General features: G+C 63.9%; 10 protein-coding genes. 7 read left to right on the top strand and 3 right to left on the bottom strand.

The window, feature by feature from the left end; genetic code table 11:
* Positions 1–48: 48 nt before the first annotated feature.
* From IVB46_RS24250 to IVB46_RS24270, 5 genes are read left to right on the top strand one after another with little or no spacing between them, the layout of a single operon-like run.
* Entirely contained in the window at positions 49–315 is a 267-nt protein-coding gene (locus IVB46_RS24250; RefSeq protein ID WP_247315028.1) for a hypothetical protein, read from the top strand.
* Entirely contained in the window at positions 302–1,912 is a 1,611-nt protein-coding gene (locus IVB46_RS24255) for an ABC transporter substrate-binding protein (RefSeq protein ID WP_247343633.1), read from the top strand. Before IVB46_RS24250 ends, IVB46_RS24255 begins: the two co-directional genes overlap by 14 nt.
* A 3-nt stretch (positions 1,913–1,915) precedes the next feature.
* A complete protein-coding gene (locus tag IVB46_RS24260; protein ID WP_247315030.1) occupies positions 1,916–2,833 on the top strand; it encodes an ABC transporter permease in 918 nt (305 codons plus the stop codon).
* A complete protein-coding gene (locus tag IVB46_RS24265; protein WP_247343637.1) occupies positions 2,830–3,744 on the top strand; it encodes an ABC transporter permease in 915 nt (304 codons plus the stop codon). The genes IVB46_RS24260 and IVB46_RS24265 overlap by 4 nt, the downstream gene beginning before the upstream one ends.
* Positions 3,741–5,450 (top strand): ABC transporter ATP-binding protein, encoded by a 1,710-nt coding sequence (locus tag IVB46_RS24270; protein WP_247343640.1) that lies wholly within the window; start codon positions 3,741–3,743, stop codon positions 5,448–5,450. Before IVB46_RS24265 ends, IVB46_RS24270 begins: the two co-directional genes overlap by 4 nt.
* Positions 5,451–5,458: 8 nt before the next feature.
* On the opposite strand, the gene IVB46_RS24275 is transcribed toward IVB46_RS24270, so the two are convergent.
* Together IVB46_RS24275 and IVB46_RS24280 are read right to left on the bottom strand one after the other, a co-directional pair.
* Positions 5,459–6,424, bottom strand: a complete 966-nt coding sequence (locus IVB46_RS24275) for an aliphatic sulfonate ABC transporter substrate-binding protein (RefSeq protein ID WP_247315033.1) — start codon at positions 6,422–6,424, stop codon at positions 5,459–5,461.
* 210 nt (positions 6,425–6,634) lie between these two features.
* A complete protein-coding gene (locus IVB46_RS24280) occupies positions 6,635–8,257 on the bottom strand; it encodes an MFS transporter (protein WP_256468630.1) in 1,623 nt (540 codons plus the stop codon).
* Between the two features lie 130 nt (positions 8,258–8,387).
* Here IVB46_RS24280 and IVB46_RS24285 point away from each other — a divergent pair, with 130 nt between their 5' ends.
* Positions 8,388–9,242, top strand: coding sequence for a LysR family transcriptional regulator (locus IVB46_RS24285; protein WP_247315034.1), 855 nt, complete (start codon positions 8,388–8,390; stop codon positions 9,240–9,242).
* Positions 9,243–9,254: 12 nt separating this feature from the next.
* Here IVB46_RS24285 and IVB46_RS24290 read toward each other — a convergent pair whose 3' ends face one another.
* A complete protein-coding gene (locus IVB46_RS24290; RefSeq protein ID WP_247343643.1) occupies positions 9,255–10,661 on the bottom strand; it encodes an LLM class flavin-dependent oxidoreductase in 1,407 nt (468 codons plus the stop codon).
* A 250-nt stretch (positions 10,662–10,911) separates the two neighbouring features.
* Between IVB46_RS24290 and IVB46_RS24295 the strand changes: the two genes are divergently transcribed.
* Positions 10,912–12,231, top strand: a complete 1,320-nt coding sequence (locus IVB46_RS24295) for a PLP-dependent transferase (RefSeq protein WP_247315037.1) — start codon at positions 10,912–10,914, stop codon at positions 12,229–12,231.
* The last annotated feature ends 6 nt before the right edge of the window (positions 12,232–12,237 follow it).

Below are 12,237 nucleotides of genomic sequence, written 5' to 3' on the forward strand. Positions count from 1 at the left end.
GTTGTCGGGTCACGATGCGCAACGACCGTGCAGCATCGAATTGTCGGATTGGCGTTCGATGTCGTCGATTTCATCCACCGTCGGCGCGAGGGCTCGAATAATTTGTCAAATTTCATGTGCAGCCGTGGTCGCGACCGTTTGCATGTTGCGTTTGCGCGCGACGACGAATTACATCGCGATGCAACAAGAGATAACGCCTCGTGCAGATCGGATGAAGCGCAAACGAACGTCATCCTTCAATTGATGATGTTCGATGCGCCGATTGCAGGGGCAGCAGCAGAAACGATTGCGAGTGACGCGGATGAAGAAGAATAATTTGCTGGTGAGCGGCGTGGCGATTGCCTTGCTTGCGTCGAATGTAGCGTATGCCGAAGACAAGCCGGTTTCCGGAGGCGCGTTGCGGTGGGGCGTGACGACCGAGCCATCATGCTTCGATCCGCATTATTCGTCACAGCAGGCCGCGTTCTTCGTGGCCCGCAATTACATCGACTCGCTGATCGCGAAGAAGGCGGATGGCACGTTCGCACCCTGGCTTGCGACCGAGTGGTCGATTTCGACCGACGGCAAGGAATACACCTACAAGCTGAGGGAAGACGTCGTCTTCCACGACGGGGAGAAGTTCGACGCTGCAGCGGTCAAGGCCAACTACGATTTCGTCAAGCAGCCCGAGAACGCGGTCACCGCGGTCTCGCTGCTCCAGGCCTACGATCGTGCCGAAGTGGTCTCGCCCTATGTGGTCAAACTGGTGTTGTCGACGCCGGATTCGAGTTTCCTGGAGTCGACCTCGAATGTGAAGCTCGGCCTGATCTCGCCGAAATCGCTGGCGAAGGGTGATCTCTGCGGAGGTGGACGCGGGTTGGCCGGCACCGGACCGTTCGTGTTCGAGAGCTACACACGCGGCCAGTCCGCGGTGTTCGCGCGCAACGCGGCCTATAATTGGGCGCCTGGCAATGCCGCGCATAACGGACCTGCTCATCTGGACCGCGTCACTCTCCGCTTCCTCCCCGAATATGCCGTTCGCACGGGCGCATTGACCTCGGGGCAGGTGGATCTGATCGAGGGCGTGCAGCCGACCGATGCGCCGCTGTTCGCGGAGCAGCCGGGCTTCAAGCTGCTGACCGGCCCGTCCGGCGCCAGCACGTCCTTCACCTTCAACATCAACTACACGCGCCCGCCGGCGGACGATGTTCGCGTGCGCCGCGCGCTGCGCGACGGTTTCGATCTGGAGCCGATCGTGAAGCAGGTCTATCTCGGCACCGTGCCGCGCGCCTGGTCGATCATCGGCCCGGCCAATCCCGCCTATAACAAGGCACTGCTCGGTTCCTGGGGCAACGACATTGCTGGCGCCAACAAGCTGCTCGACGAAGCCGGCTGGACCGGCCGCGATTCCGAAGGCTTCCGCACCAAGGACGGCAAGCGCCTCTCGATCGAGGTCGGCTATCCGCAGCCCTATGTGCGCGACAATCGCGACATCCTTATCCAGGGCGTCCAGGCGGCGTTGCGCAAGAATGTCGGCCTCGATCTCAACCTGCGCCTGATCACGGCGGGCGAATACGCCAAGAACAACGCCAACGGCACCTGGGTGATCTATCCCAATACGGACAATCCGTCCGATCCTGCCCGCGAGCTCTGGGACATGCTGGGATCGAAGGGCTTCCTCTATTCCAACATTCCCAATCCAGACCAGGAGATCACGAGCCAGATCGACGAGTCGTTGCGGACGACCGATCCGGTCCGCAAGCGGCAGCTCACCGACGCGATTCAGAAGCGGGGTGTGGACCAGGCCTTCATCGTGCCGTTGTTCGCGCCGAGGTGGTTCTTGGCGGCGAAGAGCAACGTCAACGGTCTGGGCTTCGAGGCCGGCCTCGACTCGCCGTCCAGCGCCTACGATTTCTGGATCGCGAAGAAGTAGGCCATGTGGTTCCGCATCGTCTCCAGGCTGTTCACCAGCCTGGTGGTGGCCTGGGCGAGCGTGACAGCAACGTTTCTCGCGTTGCATGCGCTGCCGGGCCGCATTCAGGACATCCTCGCCGGTGACGTCGAATATCCCGGCCTCCGTGAGGCGATCGCAGCCGAATGGGGCCTCGATCGCTCGTTGCCCGAGCAGTACGTCGAGTTCTTGTCGCGCATCCTCCGCGGCGATTTCGGCACGTCCTATGTGCTGCGCCAGCCGGTGATCGAGGTCGTCGGATCGCAGCTTCTGCCGACCGTCGAGCTTGCGCTCACCGCCGGCGTGCTTGCGATCGTGATTGCCGGCTTCATCGCGCTGCTGACTGCGGGGCGAGGGCGGTTCTCGCGCGAGCTGGCCTCGTTCGTCGAACTGGTGTTCGCCTCGACGCCCGTCTTCTGGCTCGGCATCCTCCTGCTGATGGCATTCTCGTTCAATCTGCGCTGGTTTCCGGTATCGGGCGCGGAGGGGTGGAATTCCCTCGTGCTGCCGGCGATCACCCTGGCATTGCCGACCGCCGGCCTGCTGACGCAGGTTCTGCGTGAAGCCATGGAGAAGACGCTCGACCAGCCCTTCGTGACGACCGTGCGGTCGCGCGGCGTCGGCGAACTCGTCATTCGCTGGCGTCACGTGTTGCGGCACGCTCTTTTGCCGGCGGTGACGTTAGGCGGTTGGCTGATCGGCGGCCTGCTCGGTGGTGCGGTCATCACCGAGAAGGTGTTCGGCCGGCCAGGCCTCGGCACGGTAACGTTGGGCGCGGTGCTGACCCACGACGTACCGGTCGTGCTCACCGTCGTGCTGCTCGCAGCCTTCATCCACGTTGCCGCGTCCACGCTGCTCGACATCCTCTATGTGCTGATCGACCCGAGATTGAGGGCCCAATGACCGCGCCGTCGCATCGCTCCTTCGACACGGCCGTACCGCTCGAGGCCCCACAAGACCTCGTTGGCTTCGAGGCGTCACATTCTCTGGCTGCAATCGCTGTTCGGCGCCGTCTGCCGTTCGGGCTCGTCCTGTCCTTCGTCTTCGTCGCGTTCCTGATCGCGGCGTCGATCGCGCCTTCGCTGTTCACGCACTTCGATCCGCTCGTCGGCGATTTCAGCGAGGGCCTGAAGCCGCCGGGCTGGGCGCATCTGTTCGGGACCGATCGGCTCGGCCGCGACGTCTTCGCGCGGACCGTCTTCGGCACGCGCTACTCGCTCCTGATCGGGTTCGGCGGTGTTGCGGTCGGACTCGGAGCAGGCATTGTCCTCGGCATCATCGCGGGCCAGCGCAATCGCATTCTGGATGAGGCCGTGTCGCGCCTGTTCGATATGCTGTCGTCATTTCCCGGCGTGCTGCTCGCCATGCTGATCGTGACCTTCCTCGGCCAAGGCATGCTCAACATCGCCATCGCGGTCGGCATCGCCGGCATCCCGAAATTTGGTCGCGTGGTGCGGGCGCAGACTCAGCTGATACGCGATGCCGATTACGTGACGCAGGCCGCGATCTACGGATTGAGCCGCTGGCAAGTGTTCATCCGGCACGTCCTGCCCAACGTCCTTGTTGCCATCCCGATCATCGCCACCGTCTATATCGGCTCGACGATCCTGATCGTATCCGGCCTGAGCTTCCTCGGGCTCGGACCGCAGCCGCCGACGCCGGAATGGGGCGTGATGCTGGCGGAGAGCCGGGATGTGCTGCGCGTCGCCTGGTGGCCTGGAGTCTTCCCGGGCCTCGCCATCACCGCGACGGTGATCGCCTTCGGCGTGATCGGCAATCACCTACAACAGAGATTTGAAGGGCGGCTCGTATGAGCAGCGTAGGTTCGCAGATAGATCGGGCAGCGCCGATCGTCGAGGTGCAGGGACTGAGCATCGGCTTTGCCGGCGCCAATGGCGGCAAGCCGATCGTTGTTGATTTCGATCTGTCGATCAGGCCCGGCGAATGCGTTGCCCTGGTCGGTGAATCCGGCTCGGGCAAGAGCATCACCGCGCGAAGCCTGCTCAATCTCGCCGGCGACGGCGCGAGGACCGCCGCGCACCGGTTCGAGATCAAGGGACGTGACGCTCGCAGCTTCGGCGAAGCCGACTGGCGAAAGCTGCGCGGGACCGTGACCGGGCTCGTCATGCAGGATGCCCTGGTCTCGCTCGATCCCTTGCGCACGATCGGCCAGGAGGTTGCCGAGGTCATTTCGAGCCATCGCATTCTGACCGATGCAGGCGCTATCCGGGATCGGACGCTGCAGACGCTCGGCAAGGTCGGCATTCCCAACCCCGCTGATCGCGCTCTGCAATATGCGCATCAATTGTCCGGTGGCCTGCGCCAGCGCGCGCTGATCGCGTCGGCGATCGCGGCTGCCCCCGATCTCATTATCGCGGACGAGCCGACGACCTCGCTCGACGTCACCGTCCAGGCGCAGGTGCTCCAGGTCTTGGCGGATCGAATCCGGGAGGGGGCGGGTCTCCTGCTCATCAGTCACGATCTCGCGGTGGTCGCCGGCATCGCCGACCGTGTCATCGTGATGCGCGACGGCAGGGTGGTCGACAGTGGGCCGACGCGCGATGTCCTTACCCATCCGCGCCATCCCTATACGCGGCAGTTGATCGCGGCGATTCCGTCGGGGCGGTCGCGCGGGTCCAGGCTCGCGTCGGCGAGGTTCGAGCCCGGTGCGAGCGATGCGACGGCGGTCTCCATCGTGCGGGAGCCCTTGCCGCAGCGACAGGCGGCAGGCGAGGTCGTGCTCGAAGTCAAGGAGATCTCGAAGAGTTTCATTGCGCCGAAAGCCGCCGGACGGGCGAAGTCGGTGGTCCTGCAGGACATCAGCTTCGATGTCAGGGCCGCCGAGGTCGTCGGTATCGTCGGCGAATCCGGCTCGGGAAAATCCACCTGTGCCAAGATCGTGCTCGGGCTGCTTCACCCGGATGACGGTGAGGTAACATTGCTCGGAGAGCCCTGGTCCTCGGTCGCGGAAGCTGGGCGCCGCCGGCTTCGTCGCAAGATGCAATACATTCCGCAGGACGCCCTCAGCAGCTTCGATCCGCGCTATCGCGTGAAGGACATCATCGCGGAAAATCTTCCGGGCGCCGATAGCCGCATCGCGCGCCTGGACCGGATCGTGTCGCTGCTCGAACTGGTCGGCCTGAGTGCCGATCATCTCGACCGCGTGCCGCGATCATTGTCCGGCGGCCAGCGTCAGCGGGTGTCGATCGCGCGGGCGCTAGCGGCTGAACCCGCCATCATCGTCTGCGATGAGCCGGTCTCGGCGCTCGACATCTGCATCCAGGCCCAGGTGCTCGATCTCCTGGCCGAGCTCCAATCGCGGCTCGGAACGGCGCTGCTGTTCATCTCGCATGATCTCGGCGTCATCGAGCATCTGTGCGACCGCGTGCTGGTCTTCCAGAACGGCCGCATCGTCGAGCAGGGTGGCGCCGAGGCCGTGCTCAGGCAACCGCAGCACGCCTACACAAGTAGCCTGCTGGCATCCGTGCCGGACATCCAGCGTGGCTTGAGCGCGGCCTAAGCCGGAAGTCAGGACCCCTTCGGCGCCCAGATTTTGATCGCCGTGGTATCGATCTTCACGGGGATCAGGCCCTCGGCGTGGAACGCGTCCGCAATGCGCTGCTGCTCGGACAGGCCCGGGCCGGTCACCGCGCCAACCTGATAGGAACGGTGGCTGTTGGCCTCTTCGACGGTCGCGGCGTCGATACCCCAGAGCCCGGCGAGCAATGTGGCCGCGTCCTTCGGCTGGGCCTTGACCCATTTTCCCGTCTGGGAGAGTTTTGCGAAGATCACGTTGAGCACCTCGGCGTGCTTGTCCGCATACGCGGCCGAAGCGAGATAGTAGCGCTTGTAGCTCGCGAGACCGTTGCTGCCGTCCGTCAGGGTGCGGCCCTTTGTCTGGTGCAAGGCGCTGGTCAGGAACGGATCCCAGGCCACCCAGGCATCGACGTTGTTGCTAACGAACGCAGCGCGGCCGTCGGCGGGTGTCAGATAAGCGGGCGTGATGTCCTTGAAGTTGAGTCCGGATTTCGCCAGCGCCGCAAGCAGCAGATAGTGGCTGCCGGCGCCCTTGGTGACGGCGATCTTCTTGCCCTTGAGCTCAGCAATGGTCTTGATAGTTGAAGACTGTGGAACGACGATCGCCTGCGCAGCCGGCGAGGCTGCTTCCTCCGCGATATAGGCGAGCTTGGCGCCCGCGGCCTGCGCGAAGATCGGCACGGTGTCGGCGACGTCCGCGCCGAAATCGATGCTGCCGATGTTGATGGCTTCCAGCAGCGGCAGGCCGCTGCTGAACTCGTGCCACGAGATGGTGACGCCGAGCGGCGCGAGCGCCTTCTCCAGCTCCCCGTTGGTCTTCAGGATCGCCGTTAGTGTCGAGGATTTTTGATAGCCGATGCGGATCTCCTCCGACCTCGCGGGCTGAACGGACGCCACGGCCAAGAGGCCGAGCGCAACCGCGGCAAGTGCTCGCAGGCGGAACGTGAGATGATGCATTTCGGGTATCCTGTTCAACGAAACTGCCTTGCCGTCTCGACCTCTGTTTGGGGAGACTGGACGGCTCACTTTGCCGGCAAACGGGTCCGCGTGGCAATTTCGCAGTCGGGCGCAGAAGGAAACGAACATTCTCTCGTGCGCTGGGAATTGAGAATGGAGCTATCGGCGTGGAAAAGATGTTGTCGTAGCGCACTGCCTTGACGCATCCGATCAGGGCGATGAGCGGGGAACACAGCTTGGCTCATCGCTGTTCTTCGCGGAGCGCTTCCGTGCGGCGTAGCTCTCGCCGAAAATCGCGAAGCTTACCAGCGCCATGATCCAGACGGACAGTCCGCCATAGAGCATCATCAGCCTGAAGCCGTGGATCAGCGCATCTTGCACGGCAGTTTCCGCTGCCGGCAGGAGGCTCAGCTCGGGGAAGTCGGACATGCCTGCGGTGCCGCCGGCGATCCGCTCCGCAAGGTGTTGCAGATGGCTGGCATCGAGCGCACCGGGAAGCGCGCTGCTCAGCCGGGAGGAAATGCCGGCGATCAGGATGAAGCCCATCAAGGCGATGTTGATGGCGAGCGCGATCATGCGGGCGCTCATGTCGATGCCCGATGCCATGCCGGCTCGCGTGCTCGACACCGCTCCCGTCGTGACGTTGGTCACCGGTGTGTTGGTGAGAGCAAGGCCAGCGCCCGCAAGCAGACATCCTGGCGCCAGTGTCAACCAGGTAACATGCTCAACGCCGCTACCGGCCCACATCAGCATGAAGCCAAGTCCGATGACGAACAGGCCGACCGGAATGGCGATGCCGCCGCCGAACCTCAGCAGTATCCGTTCGCCGAGCGGCGGAATCACAAGCGTCGGAAGCGTGTAAGTGAGAAGCGCAAGGCCAGCTGCGACGTTGTCGTAACCGAGGGCGCTGCGAAAGAAGATCGGTAGGTAGATCATGAAGGGCCAGAAGCTGAAATTCATGCCGGCCGATCCGAGCAGCGCGCCAGAAAAGGCGCGTATCCGGAACACGGAGAAGTCGAACATCGGGCGGGCGCTATGCAACTCCGCCAACACGAAGGCGATGAAGCTCAGAACGGCCGTCGCGGCGACCGTAAGGCCGGTTGGTCCAGTGAAGCCGAAGTCGGGGCCTTCCGTGATATAGAAGGCGACGCAGAACACCGACGTCGAGAGCGTCGCAATGCCTGCGATGTCGAGGTGCTTTGCCTCGGGATCGCGCGACTCGCGCACGCCGGTCACCGCGAGCGCGATCGTGACGATTGCGATGAATGCGTGGATCAGGAACACCCACTGCCAGCCGGAGACCGCGACGATCGTCGCGCCGATGATCGGTCCGAAACCAAGACCGATGCCGAAGATGATCCCCCAGGCGGCAAAGGCGCGTGCGCGCTCGGGGCCTTCCCGGAATTGATGGGAGAGAACCGCCACCTGACAGATCAGCATCGCACCACCGCTCATGCCCTGGAAGAAGCGGCTGACGATGAGGAGGAGCGCGTCTTCCGCCAGACCGCAGATCAGGGAGGCGAGGCCGAACACGGCGATGCTGACCACGAATACAAGCTTTCTGCCATAGCGATCTGCCAGCGTGCCGGTTGCGATCAGCACCGTCGTGACCGCGATGGTGTAGGCATTCATGATCCATTGCAGCTGCTGGAAGCTGGCGTGCAGCACCGTCTCGAGCGTCGGCAGGATCGTCGGTACGCTGGATATCTCCAGGCCGAACATGAGGGACGCGAGGCACGTTGCGGCCAGGGCGATCGTGTTTCGTCGTGACGATAAGACCGTCAAGGCCGTGACCTCCAAACATGGTGTCGATTGCCAGCACGCATGCGCCATCGCTCGCTCCGGGAGGGATTGGCGTCCCGTGCGCTTAGGCCCGCGTCAGGCTGAGCGAACATAGGGGGCCCTTGACCACAACAAAATCCGATCGATATAGATTTCAGAGACAACAAAGCCGGATGATGGAATGCTCTCGCTCGATGTCGATGCCGTCAGAGCCTTTGTGATGGTGGCCGACCTTCACAGCTTCACGCGTGCCGCCAAGGCTTTGGGGACGACGCAAGGCGCGATCAGCGTCAAGCTGAAGCGGCTCGAGGATCGCATCGGGCATCGGTTGCTCGAGCGGACGCCGCGATCGGTCCGGCTGTCTGCGCAAGGGACGGCCTTTCTGCAGGGCGCGCGGGAGCTGATCGTTGCTCACGAACGCGCGATCGCGGGGCTCAATGCGTCTCCGCGTCACTTCGGACTTGGTATCGCTGCGCATGTCGCCGGGCCGGAAGTCCCAGCCCTGCTGTCACGTCTCCACGCGCACGATCCGAATTTGACCATCGAGGTCCCGCTCGACAATTCGCGCAACCTCCTCGACCTGTTCGACCAGGGACGGCTCGATGCGGCCATCGTCCAGCGCGAGGACGATCGTCGTGATGGCGAGACGCTGGCGCGTGAGCGCTTCGGCTGGTTTGCGGCGCAGGGGTTCGAGCACAGGCCGGGAGAGCCCTTACGTCTGGCTGCGCTGGCTCCGACCTGCGGCGTGCGCAACGTAGCCACGCAGGCGCTGGATGCGGTCGGCATCAAATGGATCGAGGTGTTCCTGGGAGGCGGCTCTTCGGCGGTTCACGCCGCCGTCGTGGCGGGGCTCGCCATCGCGCCGCTGTCGTATCGGATCGCGCCGAGTGGCACGATCGACATCGGCGAGAAGCTTGGGCTTCCCAAGCTGCCGCCGTCCGAGGTCGTGCTTCATTCGTCCTTGACCGATCGGCGGTCACGGGCCGCCTTGGGGGCGCTGGCAGCCGCGTTCCGCGAGCATCGCACGCAGGCGTGAGCTCCGCCCTTGCTATTCGGCGGCGTCGGATTGGAGCGCAGTCGTGGAAGGCGCACGCCGGAAGCTCGCGCCGGGATGTGTCGTGTGCAACCGCGGGCCGCGTCCCGGGAACAGCTTTTCGCGTAGCGTGCCGTCGCGATAGGCGGTCTTGTAGACGCCGCGCGATTGTAGCTCCGGCACCACGAGGTCGACGAAGGCGTTCAGCGACTCCGGCGCGACCAGGCGGAACAGGTTGAACCCGTCGACGTCGGTCTCGTTAGCCCAAGCGATCAGCTCGTCGGCGACGTCCTGCGGCGAGCCGACCACGAAGGGCGAGCGGGCGCCGGCGCGGCTCAATCTGGCGAGGTCGCCGACATTGACCGGCCGGTCGCTCCGGACCGTGAAATTCTCGACCATCGACTGGATGGCGTTGCTCTCGACATATTCGATCGGCTGGTCGGGCCGGTAGGTCGAGAAGTCGATGCCGGTCCAGCCCGACAACAAAGTGAGCTGGCCGGTTTGATCGACATGCCGCGCGTAGTCCTCGAGCAGATCATTCGCCTCGGTCCGCGTCGGCGCCACGATCACGGTCGCGCCGGCAAACACGCGGATGTCGTAGGGATCGCGGCCATAGGTCTTGGCCACTTCTCGAATCTCGCGGACAGCGCGTGCGAGGATTGGCTTGGTCTGACCGTTGAGAAAGATCGCTTCCGAGTGCCGGGCGGCGAAGGCACGGCCGCGCTTCGAGGTGCCGGCCTGATACAGCAACGGCGTTCGCTGCGGCGAGGGCTCGGCGAGATGGATGCCGTCAACCTTGAAGTAGGGACCATCATGCAGAACCCGGTGGAGCTTGGCGGGATCCGTGAAGACGCGGCTGCCGCGGTCGCGGCGAACCGCATCGTCCTCCCAGCTTCCCTCCCATAGCTTGTAAGCCGCGGTCAGAAAGTCCTCGGCCGCGTCATAGCGCTCGTCATGGGCGCGACCAGCCGGAAGGCCCATCCCACGCGCGCCGCTGTCGAGATAGCCCGTGACGATGTTCCAACCGATCCTGCCCTTGGTGAGATGGTCGAGCGTCGAAAACGTACGTGCGAGCTGATAGGGATGCTCGAAGGTCAGGTTCGATGTGATGCCGAAGCCGAGATGGCTGGTGACGAGCGCCATGGCGGCTACGAGCAGCGTCGGATCCGCGTTCGGAAGCTGCACCGCATGCAGGGCGGCGGTATCGGCTGTGCCGCCATAGACGTCGTAAACGCCGAACACATCTGCCAGGAAGATGCCATCGAGCAGTCCGCGTTCCGCGGTCCTGGCGTAGTCGACCCAATAATCGAGCGTGTTGTAGTCGATGGACGCATCGCGCGGATGAGACCACAGGCCCGCCCAATTGTGGCTGGGCGCAGTCATGTTGAAAGCGTTAATGCGCAGCTCGCGCGGTCTCGTCATGGTCGGGCCCAATCGTCAATTGCAAAGAACATCTCTTCGCGTGAGCATTTCTAACATTCTGCGCGAGCGAGTTTGTTTCCAATTCAGCGAAGGACCGGGAACAAACGCGTTGCGAAGCTGCAATGACGCAGCACGCGCATCGCTATTTTTCAGACACGCTCGACAGCAGCAGAATCCGACCGCATCATTTTCGTCGACAAGCACGGCTTGCCGCGCATGGCGCGCTCTCGAGATCGAAAGGGAATTGCAGATGACCTTGGAGACCCGGAACTTCGAGACGCTGGCGTTGCATGGCGGATCCTACCGCTCCGACCCCGCCACCGGCGCGGTCGCGGTTCCGATCTATCAGACCACCTCGTTCCAGTTCGAGAACGCCGATCACGCCTCGCGCCTGTTCGCGCTCGAGCAGCTCGGACCGATCTACACCCGTATCGGCAATCCAACCCAGCAGGCCTTTGAGGATCGGCTTGCTGCACTCGAGGGCGGGGCGGCCGCCCTCGCAGTTGCCTCTGGACAGACGGCTTCCGCCTTCGCGATCTTCAACATTGCCCAGGCCGGCGACAATATCGTGTCCTCGACCGATCTCTACGGCGGCACCTGGACGCTGCTATCGCAGACCCTGAAGCAGTTCGGCATCGAAGTGCGCTTTGTCGATCCCGCCGATCCCGAAAACTTCCGTCGCGTGACCGACGCCAAGACGCGCGCCTATTTCGGCGAGACGCTTCCGAATCCCAAGCTGCACGTATTCCCGATCAAGGAGGTCGCGGACATTGGCCGCTCGCTTGGCGTGCCGCTGATCCTCGACAACACGGCGTCGCCGCTGATCGCACGCCCGTTTGAGCATGGCGCTGCGGTGGTGGTCTATTCGACCACGAAGTATATCGGAGGCCACGGCACCGCGATCGGTGGCGCCATCGTCGACGGCGGCAACTTCGACTGGGCCGCGCATGCCGATCGCTTTCCGCTTCTGAACAAGCCCGACGAGGCCTACCACGGCGCGATCTGGACTGAGGCCGCGAAGCCGCTTGGCCCGATCGCCTACATCTTGCGAGCCCGCGTCAAGCTGCTGCGCGACCTCGGCGCATCGATCGCGCCGCAAAATGCCTTCCAGTTCATCCAGGGCCTCGAAACCCTGCCGCTGCGCATCCGCCAGCACAACGAGAATGCGGTGAAGGTCGCGAACTTCCTCGCCAAGCACGCCTCGGTCTCGAACGTGATCTTCCCCGGTCTGCAAAACGGAGAGAACCGGCGCAGGGCGGACGCCTATCTGAAGGGCGGCTATGGCGGGCTGGTCGGCTTCGAGCTGAAAGGGGGCGTCGAGGCCGGCCGTCGCTTCGTCGACGCGCTCAAGCTGTTCTATCACGTCGCCAATATCGGCGATGCCAGGTCGTTAGCCATTCATCCTGCATCGACGACGCATCAGCAACTGACCGCAGCCGAGCAGCTCGCCGCCGGGGTCACGCCCGGCTACGTACGCCTGTCGGTGGGGATCGAGCATCCCGACGACATCTTGGCGGATCTCGGTCAGGCGCTCGCACAGGCCGACGTTGGGGCGCGCAAGGCTGCGTGAGGCACA

Source organism: Bradyrhizobium sp. 61 (assembly GCF_023073075.1).
GTDB classification, from domain to species: Bacteria; Pseudomonadota; Alphaproteobacteria; order Rhizobiales; family Xanthobacteraceae; genus Bradyrhizobium; species Bradyrhizobium barranii.